25 protein-coding genes are annotated in these 25,325 nt (G+C 72.3%); 16 read left to right on the plus strand and 9 right to left on the minus strand.

Features of this window, described 5'->3' with window-relative positions:
- Positions 1-221 precede the first annotated feature (221 nt).
- The 3 genes from ACZ58N_RS21305 to mshD form a co-directional block, all read right to left on the minus strand.
- Complete coding sequence (locus ACZ58N_RS21305; protein WP_471162111.1) at positions 222-1,163, minus strand: CHAD domain-containing protein; 942 nt, start codon at positions 1,161-1,163, stop codon at positions 222-224.
- Entirely contained in the window at positions 1,144-3,396 is a 2,253-nt protein-coding gene (locus ACZ58N_RS21310) for an RNA degradosome polyphosphate kinase (protein WP_389705128.1), read from the minus strand. Before ACZ58N_RS21310 ends, ACZ58N_RS21305 begins: the two co-directional genes overlap by 20 nt.
- 236 nt (positions 3,397-3,632) lie before the next feature.
- Complete coding sequence (gene mshD / locus ACZ58N_RS21315) at positions 3,633-4,559, minus strand: mycothiol synthase (RefSeq protein WP_471162114.1); 927 nt, start codon at positions 4,557-4,559, stop codon at positions 3,633-3,635.
- Between the two features lie 183 nt (positions 4,560-4,742).
- On the opposite strand from mshD, the gene ACZ58N_RS21320 reads away from it, so the two are divergent.
- Positions 4,743-6,560: a bifunctional metallophosphatase/5'-nucleotidase gene (locus tag ACZ58N_RS21320; RefSeq protein WP_471162117.1), complete on the plus strand. Its 1,818-nt coding sequence runs from the start codon at positions 4,743-4,745 to the stop codon at positions 6,558-6,560.
- Positions 6,561-6,639: 79 nt separating this feature from the next.
- On the opposite strand, the gene ACZ58N_RS21325 is transcribed toward ACZ58N_RS21320, so the two are convergent.
- On the minus strand, positions 6,640-7,425 hold the full coding sequence (locus ACZ58N_RS21325) for an alpha/beta fold hydrolase (protein WP_471162120.1): 786 nt from the start codon (positions 7,423-7,425) through the stop codon (positions 6,640-6,642).
- 121 nt (positions 7,426-7,546) lie between these two features.
- On the opposite strand from ACZ58N_RS21325, the gene ACZ58N_RS21330 reads away from it, so the two are divergent.
- Both ACZ58N_RS21330 and ACZ58N_RS21335 read left to right on the plus strand, forming a co-directional pair.
- Positions 7,547-8,134: a TetR/AcrR family transcriptional regulator gene (locus ACZ58N_RS21330; RefSeq protein WP_471162123.1), complete on the plus strand. Its 588-nt coding sequence runs from the start codon at positions 7,547-7,549 to the stop codon at positions 8,132-8,134.
- A 60-nt stretch (positions 8,135-8,194) separates the two neighbouring features.
- Positions 8,195-9,079, plus strand: a complete 885-nt coding sequence (locus tag ACZ58N_RS21335; protein WP_471162125.1) for a phosphatidylinositol-specific phospholipase C — start codon at positions 8,195-8,197, stop codon at positions 9,077-9,079.
- Here ACZ58N_RS21335 and ACZ58N_RS21340 read toward each other — a convergent pair.
- The 5 genes from ACZ58N_RS21340 to ACZ58N_RS21360 all read right to left on the minus strand — a co-directional run bounded on the left by ACZ58N_RS21340 (position 9,059) and on the right by ACZ58N_RS21360 (position 14,539).
- Positions 9,059-10,492, minus strand: a complete 1,434-nt coding sequence (locus ACZ58N_RS21340; RefSeq protein ID WP_471162128.1) for a sensor histidine kinase — start codon at positions 10,490-10,492, stop codon at positions 9,059-9,061. The genes ACZ58N_RS21335 and ACZ58N_RS21340 overlap by 21 nt on opposite strands.
- Positions 10,489-11,226, minus strand: coding sequence for a response regulator transcription factor (locus tag ACZ58N_RS21345; RefSeq protein WP_471162131.1), 738 nt, complete (start codon positions 11,224-11,226; stop codon positions 10,489-10,491). The genes ACZ58N_RS21340 and ACZ58N_RS21345 overlap by 4 nt, the downstream gene beginning before the upstream one ends.
- A 107-nt stretch (positions 11,227-11,333) precedes the next feature.
- Positions 11,334-12,542, minus strand: a complete 1,209-nt coding sequence (locus ACZ58N_RS21350) for a S1C family serine protease (RefSeq protein ID WP_471162134.1) — start codon at positions 12,540-12,542, stop codon at positions 11,334-11,336.
- A gap of 134 nt (positions 12,543-12,676) precedes the next feature.
- Positions 12,677-13,699 (minus strand): LacI family DNA-binding transcriptional regulator, encoded by a 1,023-nt coding sequence (locus ACZ58N_RS21355; RefSeq protein ID WP_388896109.1) that lies wholly within the window; start codon positions 13,697-13,699, stop codon positions 12,677-12,679.
- Positions 13,700-13,723: 24 nt separating this feature from the next.
- A complete protein-coding gene (locus ACZ58N_RS21360) occupies positions 13,724-14,539 on the minus strand; it encodes a response regulator transcription factor (protein ID WP_471162137.1) in 816 nt (271 codons plus the stop codon).
- A 489-nt stretch (positions 14,540-15,028) separates the two neighbouring features.
- Between ACZ58N_RS21360 and ACZ58N_RS21365 the strand changes: the two genes are divergently transcribed.
- The 13 genes from ACZ58N_RS21365 to ygfZ all read left to right on the plus strand — a co-directional run bounded on the left by ACZ58N_RS21365 (position 15,029) and on the right by ygfZ (position 25,324).
- Positions 15,029-15,283 (plus strand): MoaD/ThiS family protein, encoded by a 255-nt coding sequence (locus ACZ58N_RS21365; RefSeq protein ID WP_281203675.1) that lies wholly within the window; start codon positions 15,029-15,031, stop codon positions 15,281-15,283.
- Positions 15,284-15,986: 703 nt separating this feature from the next.
- Complete coding sequence (locus tag ACZ58N_RS21370; protein ID WP_471162604.1) at positions 15,987-17,231, plus strand: hypothetical protein; 1,245 nt, start codon at positions 15,987-15,989, stop codon at positions 17,229-17,231.
- 97 nt (positions 17,232-17,328) lie between these two features.
- On the plus strand, positions 17,329-18,045 hold the full coding sequence (locus tag ACZ58N_RS21375; RefSeq protein WP_471162140.1) for an LmeA family phospholipid-binding protein: 717 nt from the start codon (positions 17,329-17,331) through the stop codon (positions 18,043-18,045).
- Between the two features lie 161 nt (positions 18,046-18,206).
- Positions 18,207-18,290 (plus strand): putative leader peptide, encoded by an 84-nt coding sequence (locus ACZ58N_RS21380; RefSeq protein WP_350206375.1) that lies wholly within the window; start codon positions 18,207-18,209, stop codon positions 18,288-18,290.
- A 189-nt stretch (positions 18,291-18,479) separates the two neighbouring features.
- Complete coding sequence (locus ACZ58N_RS21385) at positions 18,480-19,325, plus strand: sulfurtransferase (protein ID WP_471162143.1); 846 nt, start codon at positions 18,480-18,482, stop codon at positions 19,323-19,325.
- A 65-nt stretch (positions 19,326-19,390) separates the two neighbouring features.
- Positions 19,391-19,681 carry a DUF1416 domain-containing protein gene (locus tag ACZ58N_RS21390; RefSeq protein WP_471162145.1) on the plus strand — a complete coding sequence of 97 codons (291 nt, stop codon included), beginning with the start codon at positions 19,391-19,393 and terminating at the stop codon, positions 19,679-19,681.
- A gap of 197 nt (positions 19,682-19,878) precedes the next feature.
- Positions 19,879-20,142 (plus strand): DUF3099 domain-containing protein, encoded by a 264-nt coding sequence (locus tag ACZ58N_RS21395; RefSeq protein WP_388896092.1) that lies wholly within the window; start codon positions 19,879-19,881, stop codon positions 20,140-20,142.
- A gap of 115 nt (positions 20,143-20,257) precedes the next feature.
- Entirely contained in the window at positions 20,258-21,097 is an 840-nt protein-coding gene (locus tag ACZ58N_RS21400; RefSeq protein WP_471162147.1) for a hypothetical protein, read from the plus strand.
- On the plus strand, positions 21,094-21,936 hold the full coding sequence (locus tag ACZ58N_RS21405; protein WP_471162150.1) for a hypothetical protein: 843 nt from the start codon (positions 21,094-21,096) through the stop codon (positions 21,934-21,936). Before ACZ58N_RS21400 ends, ACZ58N_RS21405 begins: the two co-directional genes overlap by 4 nt.
- Positions 21,933-22,910, plus strand: a complete 978-nt coding sequence (locus ACZ58N_RS21410; RefSeq protein WP_471162153.1) for a hypothetical protein — start codon at positions 21,933-21,935, stop codon at positions 22,908-22,910. Before ACZ58N_RS21405 ends, ACZ58N_RS21410 begins: the two co-directional genes overlap by 4 nt.
- Before the next feature lie 266 nt (positions 22,911-23,176).
- Positions 23,177-23,749: a heme-binding beta-barrel domain-containing protein gene (locus tag ACZ58N_RS21415; protein ID WP_471162156.1), complete on the plus strand. Its 573-nt coding sequence runs from the start codon at positions 23,177-23,179 to the stop codon at positions 23,747-23,749.
- A gap of 105 nt (positions 23,750-23,854) precedes the next feature.
- Positions 23,855-24,304 (plus strand): Fur family transcriptional regulator, encoded by a 450-nt coding sequence (locus tag ACZ58N_RS21420; protein ID WP_471162159.1) that lies wholly within the window; start codon positions 23,855-23,857, stop codon positions 24,302-24,304.
- A gap of 51 nt (positions 24,305-24,355) precedes the next feature.
- Positions 24,356-25,324 carry a CAF17-like 4Fe-4S cluster assembly/insertion protein YgfZ gene (gene ygfZ / locus ACZ58N_RS21425; RefSeq protein WP_471162162.1) on the plus strand — a complete coding sequence of 323 codons (969 nt, stop codon included), beginning with the start codon at positions 24,356-24,358 and terminating at the stop codon, positions 25,322-25,324.
- Position 25,325 lies beyond the last annotated feature (1 nt).

Below are 25,325 nucleotides of genomic sequence, written 5' to 3' on the forward strand. Positions count from 1 at the left end.
GGCCGGTGCGGATGGGCCGGTTTGTACCCGGACGTAACGGGACGTTATTCGCCCGTTATCCTGCCGTGACTTCCGAGGTCGCACCAATGTGGTCGGGCCGCGCCGGGTGGCCGGAACGCGACGGTCGGGGGCCTCGGGACCTCCGGACCTCCGCGAACGGCGACGACGCCGCCCGGCGGATGTCCGCCGGGCGGCGTCGGGGGCCCGGACGGGGCGCGGGCTCAGGCCGGGAGCGGTTGCCAGACGTCGTGGAAGGCGCGGCGGGCCGCCAGGGCCGCGTGCCGCTGGTCGGCGTGCAGCACCCCCAGGGCGTACGCCGTCGCCGGGGCGATGCGCGGGGTGCGGGCGGCCGTGGCCGACGCGGCGGCCGCCTCGGACGCGTCGCGGTGCGCGTCCAGGGCCGCGCCCGCCGCCACCAGCCGGGTCACGTCGTCGCCCAGGGCCTCCCGGGCGTACCGGTGGACCCGCAGCAGTCGGCGCACCTCGTGCCAGGCGTCGTCCTCGTGGGCCGCGTACGGGGTCTCCTGCGTGGTGGGCAGCGCGGTGACGGCCGCGCAGAGCCGGCCCTCGGCGACCGCCGCCAGCGGAGCGAGTACCTCCGTCACCCGGCCGCGCGCCGCCACGGGGTCCAGCGGCACCTCCGAGGCGAGGACCGCCACGGCGTCGGCCACCGCGTGGAAGCGGGCCGAACCGAGGGCCTGGAGGGTGGTGGAGTGGGCGCGGGTGCGCGCCGGCGTGAGCTGGCGCTCCAGCAGCGCGCCCGCCCGCGCCGAACCCACCGTGAGCGCCCCGGGTGTGGGGACGCCCCCGCGCGGCGCCGGGACCTCGGGCGCCGACAGCCGCTGGAGGGCCTCCAGCAGGCGCGACAGCCGGGCGGCGTACGCGTGCTCGTCGGCCAGGGTCGAGGACAGCCACACCAGCTCGGTGCGCAGTCCGTCCGCCCAGCCCTGCACGGTCACCGGCCGGAACGTGTTCAGGGAGCCGGAGATGCGGCGCGCGGCCCCCCGAAGGCCGCGCGCCGCTTCCCCGCTCCCGGTGGCGTCGGAGCCGCTCCCGGTGCTCTCGTCGTGCAGGCGCAGCGCGCGCAGGAACGCGGTGGCCTGGGAGCGGAGGTACGGGGCGAGCACGTCGCCCGCGGTCGGGTCATGGTTTGGCTGAGCCACGCCGGCGCCTCCGGGCGTCTATGAGCATCTCCTGAACGTGTTGCAGCGGCTGGCCCTCGGCGTCGGTGCTGTGCCGGGTCCATTCGCCGTCCGGACCGAGGTGCCAGGAGGAGGTGGCGTCGGACATGCCGGTCTCCAGCATCCGGTCCAGTGCCGCGCGGTGTGCGGGGTCGGTGACCCTCACCAGGGCCTCGATGCGGCGGTCGAGGTTGCGGTGCATCATGTCGGCGCTGCCGATCCACACCTCCGGTTCGCCGCCGTTGGCGAAGGCGAAGACGCGGGAGTGCTCCAGGAAGCGGCCGAGGATCGAGCGGACCCGGATGTTCTCCGACAGTCCCGGGACGCCGGGGCGCACGGCGCAGATGCCGCGGACCCAGATGTCGACGGGGACGCCGGCCCGGGCGGCGCGGTAGAGGGAGTCGATGAGGGCCTCGTCGACGATCGAGTTCATCTTCAGCCGGACGTACGCGGGCCGGCCCGCCCGGTGGTGGTCGGCCTCCTTGTCGATGCGCGAGATGAGGCCGTCGCGCAGGGACTTCGGGGCGGTCAGCAGCCGGCGGTACGTCTCGCGGCGCGAGTAGCCGGACAGCCGGTTGAAGAGGTCGGAGAGGTCGGCGCCGACCTGCGGGTCGGCGGTGAGCAGGCCGAGGTCCTCGTACAACCGGGCGGTCTTGGGGTGGTAGTTGCCGGTGCCGACGTGGGAGTAGCGGCGCAGGTTGTCGCCCTCCTGCCGGACGACGAGGGAGAGCTTGCAGTGCGTCTTGAGGCCGACGAGGCCGTAGACGACGTGGCAGCCGGACTCCTCCAGCTTGCGCGCCCACTTGATGTTGGCCTGCTCGTCGAAGCGGGCCTTGATCTCGACGAGGACGAGGACCTGCTTGCCGGATTCGGCCGCGTCGATCAGGGCGTCGACGATCGGGGAGTCGCCGGAGGTCCGGTACAGCGTCTGCTTGATCGCCAGGACGTCCGGGTCGGCGGCGGCCTGCTCCAGGAAGGCCTGCACGGACGTGGAGAACGAGTCGTACGGGTGGTGCAGCAGGACGTCCCGCTCGCGCAGCGCGGCGAAGATGTCCGGCGCGGACGCCGACTCGACCTCGGCCAGGTCGCGGTGCGTGCCCGCGACGAACTTCGGGTACTTCAGCTCCGGCCGGTCCAGGGAGGAGATCCCGAAGAGGGCGGTGAGGTCCAGCGGGCCGGGCAGCGGGTACACCTCGGCGGCGGACACCTTCAGCTCCTGCACGAGGAGGTCCAGCACGCCGGGGTCGATGGACTCCTCGACCTCCAGGCGCACGGGCGGCCCGAAGCGGCGCCGCATGAGCTCCTTCTCCAGGGCCTGGAGCAGGTTCTCGGCGTCGTCCTCCTCGACCTCCAGGTCCTCGTTGCGGGTCACCCGGAACATGTGGTGCGCGAGCACCTCCATGCCGGGGAACAGCTCCTCCAGGTGCGCGGCGATGACGTCCTCCAGCGGGACGTAGCGCTGCGGGGAGGCCTCCAGGAACCGGGAGAGGAGCGGCGGGACCTTGACCCGGGCGAAGTGGCGGTGGCCGCTGACCGGGTTCCGGACGACGACGGCCAGGTTCAGGGAGAGGCCGGAGATGTACGGGAAGGGGTGCGCGGGGTCGACGGCCAGCGGGGTCAGCACCGGGAAGATGTGGTTGCGGAACAGGGTGAAGAGGCGGGCCTGCTCCTTCTCGGTGAGGTCGGGCCACCGGATGAGGTGGATGCCCTCCTCGGCCAGCTGCGGGGCGATGTCCTGTTGGTAGCAGGCGGCGTGCCGGGCCATGAGCTCGCGCGATCGGGTCCAGATCAGGTCCAGGACCTCGCGGGGTTGCAGGCCGGAGGCCGAACGGGTGGCGACGCCCGTCGCGATGCGCCGCTTCAGACCGGCGACGCGGACCATGAAGAACTCGTCGAGGTTGCTCGCGAAGATCGCCAGGAAGTTCGCGCGCTCCAGGAGCGGGGTGTTCGGGTCCTCGGCCAGCTCCAGGACCCGTTCGTTGAAGGCCAGCCAGCTGCGTTCCCGGTCGAGGAACCGGTTCGCGGGGAGTTCGCCCGTGCCGTCCTTGTCCTCGTACGCGTCGAGGTCGGCGTCCAGGTCCGGATCCAGTCCGCCGGGGCGGTGGGCGGCTATGGATCCCAGGCGTGCCTTCACCGCGGCGGCGCTGGTCGCGGACGGGTGGGACGGGTGCTGTGCGGGGACCTCGCTGGGGCCCGCGGCGGGCTTCTGGCTCATGCCCCCATTCTTCCGCGCACGAGGCAGGACAGGCGCGTCGGACGCATCGGCTGTCAGTCGGAGTCGGGGCTGCATGACCGGAGACTGGCAAGCGTGTTTGAATGCCCGGTTAATGGCGTATGGCTTCCCGGCTCTTTCCGGAGGCGCCTTGGGCCGTTCGGGGGGGGCTCGCGCGGCGGCGCACCGGGCCGTCGGGCCACCGTCACCCCGCCCGGGGGCTCCGGTGGCCCGGGCGGTCAGCTCTCGGTGCGGTACATCAGGTCGACCTCGTGGGTGGTGAAGCCCAGCCCCTCGTAGACGGCCAGGGCGGCCGGGTTGTCGGCGTCCACGTAGAGCATCGCGGTGGGCAGGCCGGCCGCCGCCAGGTGGCGCAGGCCGATCGCGGTGAGCGCCTTGCCCAGGCCGCCGCCCTGGGCGCCCGGCCGGACCCCGACGACGTAGACCTCGCCGAGTCGCTCCGCCTCGTGGACCTTCGTCCAGTGGAAGCCGACGAGCTCGCCCCCGCGCTCCGCGAGGAAGAAGCCCTTCGGGTCGAACCACGGCTGCGCGATCCGGTCGCTCAGGTCCCGCTGCGTCAGTGATCCCTGTTCGGGGTGGTGGGCGAAGGCCGCCGCGTTCGCGGCGAGCCAGGCGGCGTCGTCCGTACCCGGGACGAAGGTGCGCACCGTCACGCCGGCCGGCAGGACGGGCTCGGGCAGCGGGTCGTCCGAGGCGAGGGGGCGACGGAGTTGGCGCAGCTCGCGGAAGAGGGTCAGGCCGAGTACCTGGGCCAGGTGGCGGGCGGCGGACTTGCCGCCGTGGGCCCACACCCGGATCCGCTTGCCGGAGGCGTTCAACAGGGCCGAGCCGAGGGCCCGGCCGTGGCCGCGTCCGCGCAGTGCGGGGTGCACGACGAGCTCGGCGGCGGGTGCCTCCACCGGGTCGGTGTCCTCCAACTGTCCGTACGCGGCGAGCCGGGTGCCGTCGCTCAGGAGGAAGTGTCGGATGCCCGCGCGCGGTCCGCCGCGCAGCTGGATCCGTCCTTGTTCGGACACCGCGGTGGTGCCGTCGGTGCGGGCCGCCTCGGCGATCAGCTCCAGCACGGAGTCGGCCTGTTCCTCCGTCAGCTCGTCGAGGGTCTGGATCTGCCGTCCCGGCTCCGGGGCCGCTGCTGCGTCAGTCATGCCACGAGCCTACGACCGCGGCCCGCGGTTGTGTGTCCCGCAGGCCCGGTCCGAGGTCCCGCGGGGGCCGCGACGTGCGCGCGTAACCAGCTCGCAACCCGTTACCCCCTGTCGTGCTACGCGCGTTGACAATAAGCTGCGGCGGACCTCCCAACTTGTCTCGCTGTCCACAAAGGGGACTAAATGTCAGCGACGCCACAACGGCCCCGCACGGCCCGCCGGTTGACCCTCACCGCTCTCGCCCTCACGGCCGGTGCCGGAGCCATGGTCGCCGCCGCGCTACCGGCCGGGGCCGCGAGTGGTGGCGGTGCGGCGAAGAGCCGGACCGTCGACGTGCAGATGCTGTCGTTCAACGACTTCCACGGCACGCTGGAGCCCCCGCAGGGCTCCAGCGGCACGGTGAGTGAGCGGCAGGCGGACGGCACCACCAAGGCCATACCGGCAGGCGGCGTGGAGTACCTCGCGACCAGCCTGCGCGAGGCCCGCAAGGGCCACGAGTACTCCGTCACGGCCGCGGCCGGTGACATGATCGGCGGCAGCCCGATGCTGTCCGGGCTCTTCCACGACGAGCCGAGCATCGAGGCGCTGAACAAGATCGGCCTGGACGTGTCCAGCGTCGGCAACCACGAGTTCGACGAGGGCCGCACCGAGCTGCGCCGCATGGCGTACGGCGGCTGCCACCCGGTCGAAGGCTGCTTCGAGTACGGCAAGACGTTCACCGGAGCGGAATTCCAGTACCTCGCTGCCAATGTGACGGACGACCGGACCAAGCGTCCGATGATGTCGCCCACCTTCGTGTGGAAGAAGGGGGACGTGAAGATCGGCTTCATCGGCGTCACCCTGGAGGGCACGCCGGACGTCGTCACGGCCGAGGGCGTCAAGGGCCTCACGTTCGGCGACGAGGTCGAGACGATCAACAAGTACGCCGCCGAGCTGAACAAGCAGGGCGTGAAGTCGATCGTCGCGCTGATCCACGAGGGCGGTCTGCCGGCGAACGGCTCGTACAACTACGACTGCGACGTGCCGGGCGCCGGCGCCGGCATCTCGGGTGCCATCGTCGACATCGCCAAGAACGTCGACGCGAAGGTCGACGCGCTGGTGACCGGCCACACGCACCAGGCCTACAGCTGCAACATCCCCGACCCGGCGGGCAACCCGCGCACGGTCACCTCGGCCGCCTCGCTGGGACGCCTGTACACGGACACCACGCTCACCTACGACCGGCAGACGAAGGACATCGTCCGCACGCCGGCCGCCGCGCCCAAGCCGGTCAACAAGCTCGTCACCCGCGAGCAGCCCAAGGCCGGGGACATGACCGAGCTGATCCAGCGCTGGAACGAGCTGGCCGCCCCGGTCGCCAACCGTCCGCAGGGCTTCATCTCGGCGGACATCCCGGGCCGTGGTTCGCCGGATCCGGAGAAGCCCCTCGGTGACCTGATCGCCGACGCGCAGTTGGAGGCCCTGGCCCCCGCCGACAAGGGCGGCGCCGAGCTGGCGATCATGAACCCGGGCGGCATCCGCGCCGACCTCGCGTACAAGGCCTCCGGGGCCGAGGGCGACGGCGTGGTGACGTACGGGGAGTCCTTCACGGTCCAGCCGTTCACCAACATGATGAACGTGGTCGACCTGACCGGCGCGCAGCTCGTCACCGCGCTCCAGCAGCAGGTCAGCGGTACGGTCAACGGCCCGAGCCCGAAGATCCTCCAGGTCTCGAAGGGCTTCACCTACACCCTCGACATGACGAAGGCGGGCGCGGACCGCGTCGTCGTCGACTCGGTGCGGCTGAACGGCGCTCCCCTCGACCCGGCCCGCACCTACCGCGTCGCGATGAACGAGTTCCTCGCGGGCGGCGGTGACGGCTTCACCGTCCTGAAGGAGCACAAGAACAAGCTGGTGGGCGCGTCCGACCTGGACTGCTTCAACGCCTACCTGGCGAACAACTCCTCGGCGTCGGCCCCGATCGCCCCGCCGGCGGCGAACCGGATCACCGTCATCAAGTAGTTCGCGTACGTGGTGCGCCCGTGAGGGGCGGTGGGCCGGTGGCCCGCCGCCCCTCACGCGTTCGCGCGGCCCGGCCGCGTCAGTTCAGCCCGTCCAGGAATGCGGCGACGGCCCGGTGGAAGCCCACGGGGTCGCTGAACGGGACGAAGTGGTCGCCGTCCAGCGGGGCGTACGAGGTCCCGGGCCGCCGGGCCACCATCGCGTCGGCCTGCTCCTGGGGCAGGGCGTCGCTGCGGGTGCCGTGGACGAGGAGAGCGGGGCAGTCGCTGCCGAGCCAGGCGTCCCAGTGGTCGCCGCGGCAGCCCTCGATGGAGTCGAGCATGTCCCGGGGGTGGAACGGCATCCGCCAGCCGGTCCCGTCGGGCAGCTTGCGCAGGGCGGCGCCGACGATGCTGCCGCCCACCGGCCCGGCGGCGGCCAGGAGTTCCCCGGTGGTCGGCGCGGTGTAGGGCAGGCCGTCGAGGAAGGAGAACCAGCCGGACTCGGCGGGCTGGACCTCGACGGCGGCGTCCACGCCGATCAGGGCGTGGAACCGGGTGGGGTGGCGGGCGGCCAGGTGGTAGGCGTTGAGCCCGCCGACGGAGTAGCCGAGCAGGGCCACCGGCTCGTGCAGCCCGAGGTGGTCGAGGAGGGCGACGGCATCTCGGACGTACCCCTCGCGGTCGTAGGCGGGGGCCCGGTCGGAGTCGCCGTGGCCCCGCTGGTCGGGGGCGATGACCCGCCATCGGTCGCCGAGTTCCTCGGCGAGGGCCCTGAAGGCGATTCCCTCGGACATGCCCCCGTGCAGCGCGAGCAGCGGGCGGCCGGGGCCGCCGAAGTCCCGGTAGGAGAGCGTGCGGTCGTCGATCTTCAGCTCGTGACGCATGTCCGGGTGCCTTCCGTGGCCGGTGGATCTTCCGATGCGGCTCAGCCTGCCAGGGATTGGGCAAGCGCGGAATACGTTTGTATAGCGCGCTTGCCCAAAGCGGCGCGGCTACGATCCCGCCATGGGAAATCGCGAGGACCTGCTGGCCGGAGCCAGGCGCTGCCTGGAGGAGAAGGGGTACCTGCGCACGACCGTGCGCGACATCGCCACGGCGGCGCGGGTGAGCATGGCCGCGATCGGCTACCACTACGGATCCCGCGAGGCCCTCCTCAACCAGGCGCTGTTCGCCGCCATGGACGACTGGGCGGCCGGCTCGGGCCGGCTCGCCGGCGAGGGCGCCACCACCGAGGAGCGGTACGCCGACACCTGGGACCGCAAGATCCGGGACTTCGGCGAGCTGCGCTGGCTGTGGATCGCCAACATCGAGGCCTTCGTCCACGCCCAGTCCTCCCCCGAACTGCTCGCGGCGCTCGCCGAGGGCCAGCGCCGCTCCCGGCGGATGGTGGCCGCGGCGCTGGCCGGGGTGGCCGAGGACGCCGTGACGGAGGAGGACGTACGGGGCCTCGGATCGGTGCACCTCGCGCTGCTCAGCGGGGTGATGGTGCAGGCCCTGACGGACCCGGAACACGCGCCCGACGGGCATGCGCTCGCCCAAGGCCTGCGCAGAATGGCCGAGTTGCTCGACCGACCCGTTTCTACCGACGGGTAGCAAAGGCGGTCCCGGCACGCCATAATCCCGTCCCATCACTGGGTCGGCAAAGGGGCGGACATGGGCGTGGCACTGGACCGGCGGACTTTCCTCACGGGGGCGGGAGCACTGGCGGCCGTGGCCGCCGCGGGACTGGGGACGGCGACGCCCGCCTCCGCCCACGCCCTCGGCACCGCGGACTGGATGGCCGGACTCGCCGACTCCACCCCGCTCCAGCGGATGACGATCCCCGGCACGCACGACTCCGGCGCCCGCAAGGGCGGCCTCTACGTCGCCTGCCAGAACACCTCGATCGCCCAGCAACTCGACGCCGGCATCCGCTTCCTCGACGTCCGCTGTCGGGTCACCGGCGGCTCGTTCGCCATCCACCACGGTTCGTTCTTCCAGGACCTGATGTTCGGTGACGTGCTCGTCGCCTGCTGGAACTTCCTCGCCGCGCACCCCTCCGAGACCGTCCTGATGCGGGTCAAACAGGAGTACTCCGGCGAAAGCGACGCCACCTTCCGCGCCGTCTTCGACGACTACCTCGACAACCGCGGCTGGCGCCCCCTGTTCCGGATAGGCGACGCGCTGCCCTCCTCGCTGGGCGCCGCCCGCGGCAAGGTGGTCCTCCTCGCCGACAACGGCGGGCTGCCCGGCCTGCGGTACGCCGACGGCAACGTCTTCGACGTCCAGGACGAATGGAACGCCGAGCCCTTCGCCAAGCGCGGCAAGATCGAGAACCACTTCCGGCGGGCCGTGCAGCAGCCCGGCAAGCTGTTCGTCAACTACGTCAGCACCGCTGCCTACATGCCGCCGCGCTGGAACTCCGACCGGCTGAACCCGCAGGTCCACGGCTTCGTCAACGGCGGCGAACTGGCCGGCCGGACCGGCCTGGGCATCGTCCCGATGGACTTCCCCAACACCCGGTCCGGCCTGGTCGAATCACTGATCCGGCACAACTGACGCATCGGGCGGCGGCACCGGAGCCCCCGGTACGCGGAGAACCGCCTCCGTACCGGATCCGCCGTCGGCCGCCGCCCGCAGCTCGGCCGTGCCGCCCGCGCGGTGGACCGTACGGGCCACGATCGACAGCCCCAGGCCGCTGCCGGGCAGGGCGCGGGCCGACGGGGAACGCCAGAACCGTTCGAAGACGTGGGGCAGGTCCTCCGCCGGGATGCCCGGACCGTGGTCCCGCACCGTCAGGACGCCTTCGCGCAGCGACACCTCGACCGCGCCGCCCGGCGGGCTGAACTTCACCGCGTTGTCCAGGACGTTGACCACCGCCCGCTCCAGCGCCGCCGCCTCGCCCCGGACGTACCAGGGCTCCAGATCGGAGCCGAAACGCAGCTCCGGACCGCGCAGCCGGGCCCGGGACAGCGCGGTGTCGGCGATCTCGTGCAGGGCCACCACCCCGAGCGGGGCGTGCGGGGCCGCGTCCGGACGGGACAGCTCCTGGAGGTCCCCGATCAGCGAGGCGAGTTCCGTCATCTGGGCCTTCACCGAGGCCAGCAGCTCCCGCCGGTCCTCGGGCGGGATGGCCCGGCCGGTGTTCTCGCTGCGGGCCAGCAGCTCGATGTTCGTCCGCAGCGAGGTGAGCGGCGTGCGCAGCTCGTGCCCGGCGTCGGCGATCAGTTGGGCCTGCCGCTCCTGGGAGGAGGCCAGCGCCGCCGTCATCGAGTTGAAGGACCGCGACAACCGGGCGATCTCGTCGTCGCCCTCGTCGGGGATCCGCACCGTGAGGTCCTCGGTCCGGGCGACGTGCTCGACGGCCGCCGTCAGCTCGTCGACCGGCCGCAGCCCCGTACGGGCCACCCACAGGCCCGCCGCGCCCGCACCCACGATGCCGATGCCCGACACCACGAGCAGGATCCAGGCCAGCGTCGACAACGGATCGTCGACGTCCGCGGCCGGCTTGGCGATGGAGATCCCGAAGTACTGGCCGGCGGGCGTCTGCCGCTTCAGCGTCAGGACGCGCATCTCGACACCGTCGGTGGTCTTCACGTCGTGCAGGGTCTCCTCCCGCACGCCCGCGGCGATCTCCTTGTCGACGGCGGTGACCGGCAGGCCGGTCCGCCCGCTCACCCAGCAGCGCGTGCCGTCGGCCAGCACCAGCTGGACGGTCGCGCCCAGGTTCTCCGCGACCTGCTGCTCCGGCTGCCGCACCCGGGTCACGCAACCGTCGCGCAGGGTGCGGCCCACCTCGGCGCTCACGTCCGTCGCCATCAGGGAACGGTCGAGCTGCTCGCTGAGCTGCGACTTGACCATCACCCAGGACACGCCGGCGACGGCCGCGACGGCCACCGCCACCGCGACCGTCACCAGCAGCGCGATCCGTGAGCGCAGCGGCAGCGCGCGGAACCGGGCGGCCGGCGTCACTCGGGACCGCCGTCGCCCGGGCGCAGCACGTAGCCCACCCCGCGCACGGTGTGCACCAGGCGCGGTTCGCCGCCCGCCTCGGTCTTGCGGCGCAGGTACATCACGTACACGTCCAGGGAGTTCGAGCTGGGCTCGAAGTCGAAGCCCCAGACCGTCTTGAGGATCTGCTCGCGGGTCAGGACCTGACGCGGGTGCGCGAGGAACATCTCCAGCAGCGTGAACTCCGTACGGGTCAGCTCCACCGGGCGCCCGCCCCGGACGACCTCGCGGGTCGCGAGGTCCATGCGCAGGTCGCCGAAGACCAGCGCGTCCTCGTGGCCGCCGCCCCCGCCCGGCCGCGGCGCGGCGTACGCGCTGCGCCGCAGCAGGGCGCGGACGCGGGCGAAGAGCTCGTCCAGCTCGAACGGCTTGACGAGGTAGTCGTCCGCGCCCGCGTCCAGGCCGGTGACGCGGTCGCCGACGGTGTCGCGGGCGGTGAGCATCAGGATCGGCGTGACGCCGCCGGCGGCGCGCAGCCTGCGGGCCGCCGTCAGCCCGTCCATGCGGGGCATCTGGATGTCGAGGACGATCAGGTCCGGGTCGTAGGAGGCGGCCCGCTCCAGCGCGTCGAGGCCGTCCACCGCCGTCTGGACGTCGTACCCCTCGAAGGCGAGGCTGCGGCGCAGGGCCTCCCGTACGGCCGGCTCGTCGTCGACGACGAGGATGCGCTGCTGGTCGCCTTCGGCGGCGTTCATCTCGGGTCCCCCAGGGGTGGTGGTCGGCCATGGAATGCGGTGCGTGACGGCGCTTCCCAGCGTCGCACGGGCCGGCCGGTGGAGGTCTCAGGAGACCGGTGGACGTCTCAGAAGGAGGTGCCGAAGCCGTCGTTGCCGGTGTTCCCCGAGCCGTTGCCGGTGCTGTCGCCGCCCGAGCCGGTGCCGCTCCCGCCGCCGCGCAGCGAGGCGAGGTCGGCCTTGATGGTGTTCACCGGGATCGCGAAGCCCAGGCCGACGCTGCCCGCGCTCGCGCTGTCGGAGGAGGGGGAGTAGATCGCGGAGGGCATGCCGACGATCTCGCCGTTCATGTTGACCAGGGCGCCGCCTGAGTTGCCCGGGTTCAGCGAGGCGTCCGTCTGGATGGCCTTGTACGAGGTGGTGTTCGAGCCGGTGTCCCCGTTGAACTGCTGACCGTCGTACGAGAACGGCCAGCCGCCCTGCCCGCGCTGCGGGGACTGCTGCCGCTCGGACTTCGGGACGTTCACCTCCCGGCCCAGTGCGGAAACGATCCCGCTGGTGACCGTGCCGGTGAGCCGGTCGGGGGAGCCGATGGCGACGACCTCGTCTCCGACCTTCAGCCCGTCGGAGTTGCCGAGCGAGGCGGGCTTGAGGCCGCTCGCGCCCTGGAGCTTGATGAGTGCGAGGTCCTTGTCGGGGTCGGTGCCGACGGTCCGGGCGGTGTACTTCTTCCCGTCGCTCATCGTCACCTGGATCTCGGAGGCGCCGTCGATGACGTGGTTGTTCGTGACGATCTCGCCGTCGGCGGTGATCACGATGCCGGAGCCGGTGCCCTGCCCGGACCCGGTGCGGGTGTCGATCCGCACGACGGACGGGCTGACCTGCTCGGCGACCCCCGTGACGGTGCCGGTGTTCGACTGCGACACGTTGGAGGCGTTCACCCCGCCGGAGCCGACGCCGCCGCCGACCAGGAACTGCTGCACGACCGTCGCCGTCCCGCCGCCGATCACGGCCGCCGCCAGGGCGACGGCGACCAGCAGCGCGACCGGCCGCTTGGCTCGGACGGCGTGCGCGGGACCGCCCTGCGGGACTGCCTCGGGATCGGGCCAACCCGCGGCGGGCGACACCGTCTCGCCCGGGACGACCGGCGGCTGGTGCGCCTCGTGCCAACCGGGCGCGCCGGGCGGCGGGTACGCGGGCGGCGGCGGGTAGCCGCCCGCCCCGGCGTCCTGCGCCATGCGCTCACGACCCCGCTGCCAGTCCTCGCCGAACGGCGGGTACTGGCCCGGGCTGTTCTCCTGCGGGTACTCGCCTTCGCGGCGGAAGCTGTCGGTCATGTCTCCGACTGTCCCCGGGGATCATGAGAGCTTCCTGAGTCCCGGCTGAGAAGCCCGACAGAACCTCGTATGCCCGATATAAAGCCCGGGGGTGCGAGGGTGGTGCGGTCGGCGCCGGCCGGCCGGGCCGTCGGTCAGCGACAGCCGCAGGAGCGGCGCACGACCAGTGCCGAGGGGAACTGCTTCAGCCGCTCGCGGCGCGAGCCGGTCACGCGCAGCGCGTCGTCCAGGACGAGGTCCACGGCCGCGCGGGCCATCGCCGGACGGTCCGAGGCGATCGTGGTCAGCGGCGGGTCCGTCAGCGCCGCCTCCTTCACGTCGTCGAAGCCGGCGACCGCCAGCTCCCCGGGCACGTCGATGCGCAGCTCGCGGGCGGCCCGCAGGACGCCGATGGCCTGGTCGTCGGTGGCGCAGAAGATCGCCGGCGGGCGGTCCGGCCCCGACAGGACCTCCAGGGCGACCCGGTACGCGTCGTAGCGGTTGTACGGGGCCTGGAACAGCCGGCCCTCCACCGAGCGGCCGGATTCGAGCATGGCCCGGCGCCAGCCCTCGACGTGGTCGGCCACCGGGTCACCGACCTCGGGGGTGTTCTCCACCCCGCCCAGGCAGGCGACGTACGGGTGCCCGTGCTCCAGCAGGTGACGGGTGGCGAGCTGTGCGCCGCCGATGTCATCGGTGACGACGGCGACGTCGTCGATGGCCTCGGGGCGCTCGTGCAGCAGCACGATCCGCGCGTCCCACGCCTCGATCTCGGACGCCGCGCGCTCGCTCATGCCCTGGCTGACCAGGATCAGCCCGGAGACGCGCATCCCGAGGAAGGCCCGCAGGTAGTGGACCTCGCGCTCGTCGCGGTAGTCGGAGTTCCCGACCAGCACCATCTTTCCGCGCTCGGCGGCGGCCTGCTCGACCGCGTGCGCCATCTCCGCGAAGAACGGCTGCCGCGCATCCGGGACGATCATGCCTATGAGGTCGGTGCGCCGGGACGCCATCGCCTGCGCGACCCGGTCCGGGCGGTAGCCCAGGTCCTTGATCGCGGCGAGTACACGCTCGCGCGTGGCCGGGGCAACCGGCCGGGGTCCGTTGTTGATGACGTAGCTCACGACGGCGGTAGAGGTACCCGCAAGTCGCGCCACGTCATCCCGCGTCACCTTGGCCACGCGCGGCAGTCTACGCGGGGTGACCTACCTCTGGGCAGGGCGTCCGGCCGAGTGGATGCTCACAGCCGGTTCCTCCGTCCGGGGGAGGTCGCGCCGCTCGGCGGGCTCCGCCGCGCCGCCCGGTCCGGCGGCCGCCTTCGCCGCCGCCTCGGCCGCCGCCCGCTCGACCTTCTCGGGGGTGACGAAGCGGTAGCCGACGTTGCGGACCGTCCCGATCAGCGACTCGTGCTCGGGCCCGAGCTTGGCGCGCAGGCGCCGTACGTGCACGTCGACGGTGCGGGTGCCACCGAAGTAGTCGTACCCCCACACCTCCTGGAGGAGCTGCGCGCGGGTGAAGACCCGGCCCGGGTGCTGGGCGAGGTACTTCAACAGCTCGAACTCCTTGAAGGTCAGGTCCAGGACCCGGCCCTTCAGTTTCGCGCTGTACGTCGCCTCGTCGACCGACAGGTCGCCGTTGCGGATCTCCATCGGGGAGTCGTCGGAGCCCAGCTGCCGGCGGCCCGTGGCCAGCCGCAACCGCGCCTCGACCTCGGCCGGACCGGCGGTGTTGAGGAGGACGTCGTCGATGCCCCAGTCGGCGGTGACGGCCGCGAGGCCGCCCTCCGTGACGACGAGGATCAGCGGACAGCCCGGTCCGGTGGAGCGGAGCAGCTGGCACAGGGACCGGACCTGGGGGAGGTCGCGGCGGCCGTCGACGAGGATCACGTCCGCCCCGGGGGTGTCCACCAGGGCGGGGCCCTCGGCCGGTGCGACCCGGACGTTGTGCAGCAGCAGGCCGAGTGCGGGCAGCACCTCGGTCGACGGCTGCAGGGCGTTGGTCAGCAGCAGGAGGGAACTCATGCCCGATCACCTGCCCAGCTCCGGTGGCCGTGCACGTGCACGGTTCGCTGGTCCATCACGTCGGTTCCTCCTCGGTCCCGTCCCGGGGGTACCTCCCAGCGGTGGCTGGGGGAGTGAGCGGTACTGCTTCGTACGTCTGCCAGGCGCCCGCCCGGCCCCCGCGCCCTGGGGTCCGGATGGATACCACTGTTCTCGGTCCGTTCAACGTGCTGAAAGCACAAAAGGACCCGGGGGCTACGTTGCCCGGATCCTCTACCCCGCCAGAGTAGCCCACCTCTCCTTGCGGGGCCGAGGTCTCTCGTGAACCGCATTCTGTGGTTCCCACCACGCCTTCCTCCGGTGTATGCCCCGGTTTCACCGGATCGGTGGACCCCCGCACGGGAACCGGGGCGCACCCGGGGCGCGTCGGGGTACGCCGGGGGTCGGGGCAGGAGGGGTCATCATGGAGGCCGACGGTAGAGAGCCGACGGGGCGACGATAGGAGCTGCAGTGGCAACCGGAACCATCCGCTACTGGGCGGCGGCCAAGGCCGCGGCCGGGACGGCGGAGGAGCCGTACTCGGCACGCACACTGGCCGAGGCGCTCGACGCCGTGCGGGAACGCCACCCGGGAGAGCTGACACGGGTCCTGCTGCGCTGCTCCTTCCTCGTGAACGAGGAGCCCGTGGGCAAGCGTCCGCACGACGCCGTCCTGCTGACCGAGGGGGGCACCGTAGAGGTGCTCCCGCCCTTCGCGGGCGGGTGAACGGGAACCGATGAGCACTCCGGAAGAACAGCAGCGCGGGCAGCAGCAGGCCGCCGGCGAGCAGGATCCCTGGACCCAGACCTGGCAGGGCGAGACCTGGGACACCAGCTACCAGCCGGTGCAGCCGCCGCTGGGCTCGGTGCCGGGGCAGCCGGTGGCGCCGGAGGGGTGGTTCCGCGAGGAGTCCGCGCCGCAGCAGGAGGCGCAGCACCAGCAGCAGGGGCACCAGCAGTCGCAGCAGCACCAGCACCAGCAGCAGGGGCCGCAGCAGGGGCACCAGCAGCATCAGGAGCCGCAGCAGGATTGGGGCGTGCCGCAGGCCGCTCCCGCGCCTTGGCCCTCGGAGCCCGTTGCCGAGCAGACGGCGTACCTGCCGCCCTACCCCGGACCGGCCGCGCCTCAGGCGCAGCAGCCGCAGCAGCCGGTGGCGCCGGAGGGGTGGTTCCGCGAGGAGTCCGCGCCTCAGCAGCCGCATCAGCATCAGCAGCAGCACCAGCCTCAGCAGCAGTCGCAGGACTGGGGTGCCCCGCCGGCCGCCGACCAGTGGCCCGCCGACCCGCGCACGTCCGGTGGGACCGGCTTCGGAGCCGGTCCCGGGGTCGGTTCGGGCACCGGTGCCGCGCCCGGGACCGCCGCCGAGCAGACGGCGTACCTTCCGCCGTACCCCGGCCCCGCGGTCGCGCAGGACCCCCCGCAGCAGCCGGTGGCGCCGGAGGGGTGGTTCCGCGAGGAATCCGCGCCTCAGCAGCAGCACCAGCCTCAGCAGCCGCAGCAACAGCAGCCCCGGCACGCGCAGCCCCGGCACGCGCAGCCGCAGCCCTGGGAAGCGGAGTCCGCGGCCTACCCGCCGCCCGCGCCCGACGCCGCCGCCGAGCAGACGGCGTACCTTCCGCCGGTCCGTGAAGGCGCCGCCGAGCAGACCGCGTACCTTCCGCCGGTGCGTGAGGGTGCCGCCGAGCAGACGGCGTACCTTCCGCCGGTGCGTGAAGGCGCGGCCGAGCAGACGGCGTACCTTCCGCCGGTGCGTGAAGGCGCGGCCGAGCAGACCGCGTACCTTCCGCCCTACCCGGGCCCCGGCGCGGCCGAGGCGGGCGCCGCCGCCCCCGCCGCCGGTGGGCCCGCTCCCGCGCCGGCGGCCGGCGGACCCGCCGCCGAGTACTCCCCTCCGACCCTGGGCGGCAACACCATCCGCGCCGTCGACCCCGCCCAGGCCCGCGCCGAGGGCCGCTCGCCGATCATCGACCCCGGTCCGCAGTCGGCCATACTGACGGCCGCCCTCGGGCTGCTGCTGGCCGTGGCCGCCGCGTTCGGTGACTTCGCCCTGCTGCTCCCGCTGGTCGCCCTCCAGGCACTCACCGCGGCCGGCTGGTTCCGCCTGAACGGCATGTGGCCCGCCCGTCAGGGCATCGCCCTCGCCTTCCTCGGAGCCCTCGTCGCGGACGCGGCGGTGCTCGCCGTGGACAGTACGTACGGCCCCGGCGCGATCATCGGCACCCTCGGCGCCTGGGTGCTGCTCACGCTGGTCCTCCAGCTGCGCAGCCACGCGGACCCCGACGAGCGCATGTACGGGCTGATGGCCTCGGTGGCCTCCGCGGCGCTGGCCATCGCCTGCGCGGGCTTCCTCGCGGCCGACGGCGAGGCCGTGAGCGTGGGCGCGGCGGCCGTCGCCGTGGCCGTGTTCACAAGGGCGCTGCCGCTGCCCACCCTGCCCTCCGTCGCCGTGTCGCTGGGTGCGGCGACGGGTGCGGGCATCGCGGTCGGGACCGTCACCGGAACGGGCGCGGGCGGGGCGCTGATCGGCCTGGCGGCCGGGATCTGCGCGCTGATCGGCCTGCGGGTGGCGGCGTACGACTACCCGTCGAAGTTCGTCCACATGACCGCCGGTGTCGCGCTGCCGCTGGCCGTCGCGGCTCCCGCCGTGTACCTGATCGGCAGGGTGGTGGGCTGACGCGGGCACCGGCGCGGCCGGCCGGCGGCCTCACGCCGCCCCCACGGCCGGTCATGGTCAACTAGAACGCACGTACCGACTAGTAGGGGGAGGGCACGTGCGTTTCCTGCGCGTCGTCTTGATCATCGCAGTGGTCCTGGGGGCCTTGTTCGTGGGCGCCGACCGATGGGCGGTCGGTTACGCCGAGGAGCGGCTGGCCGAGCGCATCCAGGCGCGGCAGGGGGCCGGCGGCACGGCGGAGGTCGAGATAGAGGGCTTCCCGTTCCTGACGCAGGCCCTCAGCCACGACCTGGACCGGGTCAACCTGAAGCTGACCGGTGTCGAGGCCACCGCGGACGGTCGCAAAACGCGCCTGTCGCAGATCGACGCGAGCTTCCGCGAGGTGAAGCTGAACGGCGACTACACCGGCGGCACGGCCCGGCGGGCCGAGGGCACGGCGCTGATCTCCTACGAGGACCTCACCAAGGCCTCCCAGAACGGCGTGGTCCTGACCTACGGCGGAACGCCCGGCAAGGTGAAGGTCACCGCGACGCTGGAGTTCCTCGGCCAGTCCCTGACCCGGCACGTGGTGTCGACCGTCACCCTCGTCGACGCGAAGGACGGCAAGGGCGGCAAGATCGTCCGGGTGCGCGCGGACGAGGTTCCGGGTGAGGGCATCCCCGGGATCGAGCGCGAGGTCCGCAAGCGGACCGACTTCGACCGCAACGTCGACGGCGGCCTGCCGGCCGGTCTCGGCCTCTCCGCGCTGACGGCGGACGAGGCCGGTGTGCACCTCACCCTGACGGGCACGGACGTGGTGTTGGCCGGATCGTGAGACAGCACGGTCCGATCCGCAGATGGACGGGCCGTACGAGGAGCCCCGGGGGCCGCGCGGCGGCCCGCCGGGGCTTTCTCATCCCACCATTCGGACGATCCTGTCTCGACATATGACACGCCGGTGACAGGGCGGCCGATTCGTCCCTACGATCCATGCCTATGAAGCATCAGCAGGCGGACCTCACGAAGCGGCGGGCAGTAGACCTGTGTCGCGTCGCCGCCATGCTCTGTCGCTCCATGTAGCGGTGTGAGCCTTCCGCTCCACCGGCCGGACGACGGCCCTTCAGCCGCGTGACCGCACCCGCCTCCCGCCCCCTGACGCCTCCCCGCGCAGGGTCCGCGCGTGACACCCGGAACGGCGCGCAACCGCACTGCCAGCCCCGCAGCAGCACCAGCACCACCCCGCCGCACACTGCCCCGGAGGAGAACATCATGAGCCGCAGCGACGTCCTCGTAGACGCCGACTGGGTCGAGGCCCACCTGAACGACGCCGACGTCGTCATCGTCGAGGTGGACGAGGACACGTCCGCCTACGACAAGAACCACATCACCAACGCCGTCCGGATCGACTGGAAGAGCGACCTCCAGGACCCGGTGCGCCGCGACTTCGTGGACCAGGAGGGCTTCGAGAAGCTCCTCTCCGCCAAGGGCATCTCCAACGACGACACCGTCGTCCTCTACGGCGGCAACAACAACTGGTTCGCGTCCTACGCCTACTGGTACTTCAAGCTCTACGGCCACCAGGACGTCCGCCTCCTCGACGGCGGCCGCAAGAAGTGGGAGCTCGACTCCCGCGACCTGGTCGACGGCAAGGACGTCCCGAACCGCCCGGCCACCACGTACAAGGCCAAGGCCCAGGACACCTCGATCCGCGCCTTCCGTGACGACGCCGTCGCCGCGATCGGCACGAAGAACCTGGTCGACGTCCGCTCGCCCGACGAGTTCTCCGGCAAGCTGCTCGCGCCGGCGCACCTTCCGCAGGAGCAGTCGCAGCGCCCGGGACACATCCCGAGCGCCCGCAACATCCCGTGGTCGAAGAACGCCAACGACGACGGCACCTTCAAGTCGGACGAAGAGCTGACCGCCCTCTACCAGGCCGAGCAGGTCGACCTGGCGAAGGACACCATCGCCTACTGCCGCATCGGTGAGCGCTCCGCGCTCACCTGGTTCGTGCTGCACGAGCTCCTGGGCCAGGAGAACGTCAAGAACTACGACGGCTCGTGGACCGAGTACGGCTCGCTGGTCGGCGTGCCGATCGAGCTCGGCCCCAACAAGTAACCCTGCCGGGCGCGCAGGGCACCCATCAGCCAGTAGCAGTACCTCTCCAGGACAGGACAGAGAACATGTGTGGAGCACAGATCGGCGGGCCCGACCTCGCGACGCTGAAGCCCGGTGAGACCGCCATCCAGGGCCAGATCACGAAGGGTGGCGAGCCGGTGTCCGGCTACGTCCGCCTGCTGGACTCGACCGGTGAGTTCACCGCCGAGGTCCCGACCTCGGCCACCGGCCAGTTCCGCTTCTACGCGGCCACCGGTTCCTGGACCCTGCGCGCGCTCGTGCCGGGCGGCACGGCCGACCGCAACGTCGTGGTCGCCGAGTCCGGCGGCGTGACGGACGTGGCCATCGCGGTCTGAGCACCGCACGGCACGACGATTGACCGGCCGAAGGGCCGCACCCCCGGGGGTTGGACGCCACTGGAACGGGGTGCGGCCCTTCGTGCCGTCCGGGGGCGTCGGTCCGGGGCGTTCGTGCCGGGTCGCCCGCACCGAGCTGCTCGTACCGGGTCGTCCGTGCGGGGTCGTTCGCGTCGCCGCGGACCTACCCTGGAGGTATGTACGCCCGGCGCCGACGCGCCTACTTCCTGCTCATGGGCGGATGCCTGTTCCTGTTCGTCTCCGCCTGGTCCTTCGTGCGCCTGTGGTCGGTGGAGGCCGCGGTGGCCCTCTGCGTGGTCGCCATGGTGATCCCGCCGGTCGCCGCGATGGTCGCCAACCGGCGCGGCCCCGACGACCGCTGGTGGGACGACCCCTCCGGCGATCGGAAATCGGACGAATGGTGGGACGAACTGGACGGAAAGCGGCGTCGGGACGAATGAAACCCGCCTATATAAAAACGTAATAAGGGTTCGGTACAACTACTTCCGGTCGAGGTCCGTCTTGGCTGTGCGCGGGTAAACCACCCGGCGCCTCAGTCCTGTGGGGGGACCTCCCTTGGAACAACAACAGACCGTGCCCGAGCTGCCCATACCGGGGGAGAAGGCGCCGGAATCAGGCACTTCGGAGTTTCCGGCCGCGAATTCGGACGACGCACCCGCCGAAAACTCCCCGAGGCGCCGCCGGCGCGGGCGTACGGCGCTCCTGATCGCCTCCGCGCTCGTCCTCGGCGCCCTGGCCGGCACGGTCACCGGTTACGCGATCCAGTACCACCGCGAACCGACCCCCCTGCCCCCGCTGGCGCAGCGGGAGTTGGACACACCGAAGCCGCTGGCCGCGGACGGTACGACGACGCTCAAGTCGATCAACGCCAACCGTTGGCACAAGAGTGACGGTGACCTGACGGAGCTGTTGCTGGAGCCGCCGCCGGGCGCGAAGGTGCAGGAATCGCCGGGCTACGAGTCCCTCGACTACTTCGCGGCCGGGTACGAGAACCCGGAAGAGGCCCTGCGGGACTTCGTCACGGGCGGCCTTCGCCGGATCGCGCTGACCTCGTGGTCCACGAACGACCGCTATTACGTCACCGTCCGGCTCATTCAGTTCAGGGACCGCGAAAGCGCGGACGGGTACCTGCAGGGTTACAGCGCGGGCATGTCGAGCGCGCGGCGCGCCGGCAATCCCGGCGTGTCCGTTCCCGGAGTGCCCGACGACCTCGGTCACGCCTGGGTGGACTCGAAGGTGCAGCAGGAGCCGGGCTACGAGGCGTACCGCAGCTCACGGGCCCTCGTCCGGCGCGGTGACGTGCTCCTGGAGATCTTCTACAACGACAACCGGGGCGGAAACATCGCCGAATCGAACGTCATCGACCTGGCCAAGCGACAGCTGGAGCGACTGTGACCGAGCCGACGAACGACACGACGACGGATCCGATCGCCCCCGCCACTCCCTCGGCGACGGAGCCCACACCGGCTCGGGCCACGGTGGCCGCCCCCGACGCCCCGACCGGGAGCCGCGTCAAGGTCGGACCGCTGGTGGTCGGCGTGCTCAGCCTCGCCGTCCTGGTGGGTTCCGGGGTCTGGGCGTCCGCGACCGTGGAGGACGCCGACCGCAGCGCGCCCACCGCCTACTGGGCCGCCGCCGGGACGGAGCCGCGCGAGGCGCCCGAGCCGCCGAGCGTGCCCGCGAACGAGATGGCGGCCAAGCTGCTGCCGGTGCCGTCGAGCTACGAACTCGGACCCGACTTCGGCAGCGAGGGCAACGACTTCGTCGTCTCGGGCGCCCAGGCCGTCGAGGGACTCAAGGAGATCCGCAAGGGGCTGTCCACCGCGGAGCGCAAGAAGCGTGACGAGGTGCTGGCCGAACTCGACCTCAAGGGCCGGGCGGGGCGCACCTACACGAAGTGGGCCGGCAACTTGACCGTCGAGGTGAGGATCCTGCAGGCCGACCCGAAGGCCGTGAACTCCTTCGCCGGGGCCTCGAAGGCGTTCCTGGAGATCGTCGGCGACAAACGCGACGCCCCGAAGGTGGAGGGCTACCCGGACGCCAAGTGCGCGCTGGTGGCAGTGGGCGAGGAGAAGAAGGAAAAGATCGAGTCCATGTACTGCATCGCCGTCGAAGGCGACGTGATGGTCGACTTCCGTGCCTACGGCCCCAGATCCGGCTTCTACACCACGGACGCGATCGATTTCCTCACGAGGCAGCTGCGCCACCTGAAGTCCCCCGGGGAGTCCGCGTGACCGAGCAGCACACCGACCCGGCGGAAACGATTCCGCAGGCCACCCCGGCCCCGGCCACCCCGCCGCCGGCCGCCACCGAGCCGCCGGCCACCGGGGCGGCCGCCCCGGCGATCCCGGCCCCGGCCCCGGTAACCCCCGCGGACACGGCCCCGGCCCCGGCCCCGGTCACCCCCGTCGACGCGGACGCCGCCCCGGCCGCCCCCGCGCCGCCCGCCAAGGACCGCCGCAAGCTGTTCGCGTTCCTGCGGTGGAGCGCCGCCGTGCTCGTCTTCGCCGCCGCCGGCGCGGGCGCCGCGTACGGTCTCGTCCAGCCCGACCGCACCGACCTCCCCGGGCTCGCCACGCTCGACGACGGCCGCTGGGAGTACCCGACCCTGGCCAAGCCGACGCTGCCGCCGGGTGCCCCGCTGCCCTTCGCCGCGGACAACGAGGACGGCACCCACTACGCCGGCCTCACCCAGCTGCTGCTGCCCGCGCCGAAGGGCTCCGTACCGGACCCCGGGCTGAAGCTGGAGAAGGACTCCGTCGTCACCGTGGACACCCTCATGGAGGAGTACGAGGGCACCGCGCGCGAGAAGCTGAAGGAAGGCCTCGCGAACGACGGCCTGCGCCAGATCGTGGGCCGCGGCTGGACCACCCCCGACGGCACCCGCACCCGTGTCTACCTGCTGCGATTCCACTCGTCCGGCTTCGCGGACGCCTTCCCGGGCTGCGGCGCCGACATGAACCTCAGCGGCGTCAACCGCATCGAGGCGGACAGCGTCTGGGGCAAGGCCAAGGTCGACCAGCAGGCCCCCGACACCACCGGCGTGACCGTCCTGGAGGAATCCGCGCCGGTCGGCGACGAGCAGGTCAGGGCCGCGTGCGTGCAGTCCGGCGACCTCCGGGCCGTGATCCTGCAGACCCGCAAGGGCGAGGTGCCCGCCGTCCCGCTCCACCAGACGGTGATCCTCCAGCACCAGCTGCTGGGCTGACCCGCCGGACGGCGTACGGCCACCTCGCAGAGTGCGCCGGTCCGCGGGCCAGTAGGCTTGGGGACCGGCCCGTACCCCGCCATCGAATCCTCCCGAGGAGCACCCCGTGCTTGAGGCAGTCTTCACCTCCCTGCTGGTCCTGGTCTGCGTCGGCGTCATGGCCTTCACGGTCCTGGCCGTCAAGAAGCTGTACCAGGGTCAGCGCTGAGCGTCCGAGCAGCCGACCACCCCGGAACCCCTCGAACAGATCGCCTGAGCAGCCAACCATGATCCAGATCCCCTCCGACCTGAACCCGGGCCTCGTCCCCCTCGCCTTCCTCCTCGGAAACTGGGAGGGCGCCGGAGTCTTCGACTTCCCCGGCGAGGAGAAGTGCAACTTCGGCCAGGAAGTCGTCTTCAGCCACGACGGCCGGGACTTCCTGGAGTACACCTCCCACACGTGGGTCCTCGACGCCGAGGGCAACAAGGTGCGCCCGCTGGAGTCCGAGTCGGGCTACTGGCGCATCGACGCGGACCGCAAGGTCGAGATCGTCATGGTCCGCGACCAGGGCGTCGTCGAGGTCTGGTACGGCGACCTCGCCCACCAGAAGCCGCAGATCGACGTCGTCACGGACGCGGTCGCCCGCACGGCCGCCTCCGGCCCGTACAGCGGCGGCAAGCGCCTCTACGGGTACGTGAAGAGCGACCTCATGTGGGTCGGCGAGAAGGCCACGCCCGAGGTCGAGCTGCGCCCGTACATGTCGGCGCAGCTGAAGAAGGTCGTCACCCCGGAGGAGATCGCCGACATGGCGCGCAACCTGCCGGAGCTCCCGGAGGACGGCATCGCCTTCTTCCGCTGAGCCGTCGGCCGGCTCGCGCCGGCCGCCGTCCGGGCGGACAGTCGTACGAAACGAAGGGGACCGCGGACTCGACCGCGGTCCCCTTCGCGCGCTTACACTGGCCGGGTGGTGAGCACCGACTGGAAGAGCGACCTGCGGCAGCGCGGATACCGGCTGACACCGCAGCGACAGCTTGTGCTGGAGGCGGTCGACGCCCTGGAACACGCCACCCCGGACGAGATCCTCGTCGAGGTGCGCAGGACGGCCTCCGGGGTGAACATCTCGACCGTCTACCGGACCCTGGAGCTCCTGGAGGAGCTGGGCCTGGTCTCGCACGCCCACCTCGGGCACGGCGCCCCCACCTACCACCTCGCCGACCGGCACCACCACATCCACCTCGTGTGCCGGGACTGCACCGGGGTGATCGAGGCGGACCTGGACGTCGCCGCCGAGTTCACGGCGAAGCTGCGGGCCGACTTCGGCTTCCGGACCGACATGAAGCACTTCGCGATCTTCGGGCTGTGCGAGGAGTGCGCCGCCCGCCGCGCGGCGGACGCCCGCCCCGAGCTGCCCTGACCCCGGGGAGCGCCCCGGACGCCGCGCCGGCGGGGTCGTAGGCTTGGTGGCATGACCAGCAGCCCCTTGCTCCATCTCCCCGGCGCCGTACAGGCCGAAGGCCGTGACGAGGGCGTCGCCGCCCACTACGGAGAGCTCTACGGCGAACAGCGCGCCCTCGCCGACGGCCGAGGCTTCGTCGACCTCTCCCACCGCGGTGTCGTCACCGTCACCGGGGCGGACCGGCTCAGCTGGTTGCACCTGCTGATCACCCAGCACGTCACCGACCTCCCCGCCGGCCAGGCGACCGAGGCGCTGATCCTCTCCGCGAACGGCCACATCGAGCACGCCCTCTACCTCGTCGACGACGGGGAGACGACCTGGGCGCACGTCGAGCCCGGCACCCAGGACGCCCTGATCGGCTACCTGGAGGCCATGAAGTTCTTCTACCGCGTCGAAGTCGCCGACCGCACCGCCGACTTCGCCGTCGTCCACCTCCCGGCCGGTTCGATCACCGAGATCGCCAAGGACCTCGCCGTGCGCGAGACCCCGCACGGGCGCGACGTCTTCCTCCCCCGTGACGGGCTGGAGGCCTTCGCGGCCGCGCACGGCCCGGCCGCCGGCCTCCTCGCCCACGAGGCCCTGCGCGTCGAGGCGCACCGGCCGCGCGTCGGCCAGGAGACCGATCACCGCACCATCCCGCACGAGCTGGGCTGGATCGGCACCGCCGTCCACCTCCAGAAGGGCTGCTACCGCGGCCAGGAGACCGTCGCCCGCGTCCACAACCTGGGGAAGCCGCCGCGCCGGCTGGTCTTCCTGCACCTGGACGGCTCCGAGGTACTCCTCCCCGCGCACGGCACGCCCGTCCGGCTCGCCGCGGACGGCGAGGAGGGACGTCAGCTCGGCTTCGTGACCACCGCGGTGCGCCACCACGAGCTGGGCCCGATCGCCCTCGCCCTGGTCAAGCGGAACGTCCCCGTGGACGCCCCGCTGCTCGTCGGGACCACCGCCGCCGCGCAGGAGGTCGTCGTGGCGCCGTAGC

It is taken from the genome of Streptomyces sp. NPDC040432 (assembly GCF_055595445.1).

Excerpts from the sequence above, each read along its gene's own strand:
- ACZ58N_RS21320 (WP_471162117.1), top strand. The coding sequence starts at position 4,743 with ATGTCAGCGACGCCACAACGGCCCCGCACGGCCCGCCGGTTGACCCTC.
- ACZ58N_RS21345 (WP_471162131.1), bottom strand. The coding sequence starts at position 11,226 with ATGAACGCCGCCGAAGGCGACCAGCAGCGCATCCTCGTCGTCGACGAC.
- ACZ58N_RS21395 (WP_388896092.1), top strand. The coding sequence starts at position 19,879 with ATGTACGCCCGGCGCCGACGCGCCTACTTCCTGCTCATGGGCGGATGC.
- ACZ58N_RS21335 (WP_471162125.1), top strand. The coding sequence starts at position 8,195 with ATGGGCGTGGCACTGGACCGGCGGACTTTCCTCACGGGGGCGGGAGCA.
- ACZ58N_RS21390 (WP_471162145.1), top strand. The coding sequence starts at position 19,391 with ATGTGTGGAGCACAGATCGGCGGGCCCGACCTCGCGACGCTGAAGCCC.
- ACZ58N_RS21415 (WP_471162156.1), top strand. The coding sequence starts at position 23,177 with ATGATCCAGATCCCCTCCGACCTGAACCCGGGCCTCGTCCCCCTCGCC.
- mshD (WP_471162114.1), bottom strand. The coding sequence starts at position 4,559 with ATGACTGACGCAGCAGCGGCCCCGGAGCCGGGACGGCAGATCCAGACC.
- ACZ58N_RS21385 (WP_471162143.1), top strand. The coding sequence starts at position 18,480 with ATGAGCCGCAGCGACGTCCTCGTAGACGCCGACTGGGTCGAGGCCCAC.
- ACZ58N_RS21310 (WP_389705128.1), bottom strand. The coding sequence starts at position 3,396 with ATGAGCCAGAAGCCCGCCGCGGGCCCCAGCGAGGTCCCCGCACAGCAC.
- ACZ58N_RS21350 (WP_471162134.1), bottom strand. The coding sequence starts at position 12,542 with ATGACCGACAGCTTCCGCCGCGAAGGCGAGTACCCGCAGGAGAACAGC.
- ACZ58N_RS21330 (WP_471162123.1), top strand. The coding sequence starts at position 7,547 with ATGGGAAATCGCGAGGACCTGCTGGCCGGAGCCAGGCGCTGCCTGGAG.
- ACZ58N_RS21380 (WP_350206375.1), top strand. The coding sequence starts at position 18,207 with ATGAAGCATCAGCAGGCGGACCTCACGAAGCGGCGGGCAGTAGACCTG.
- ygfZ (WP_471162162.1), top strand. The coding sequence starts at position 24,356 with ATGACCAGCAGCCCCTTGCTCCATCTCCCCGGCGCCGTACAGGCCGAA.
- ACZ58N_RS21360 (WP_471162137.1), bottom strand. The coding sequence starts at position 14,539 with ATGAGTTCCCTCCTGCTGCTGACCAACGCCCTGCAGCCGTCGACCGAG.
- ACZ58N_RS21325 (WP_471162120.1), bottom strand. The coding sequence starts at position 7,425 with ATGCGTCACGAGCTGAAGATCGACGACCGCACGCTCTCCTACCGGGAC.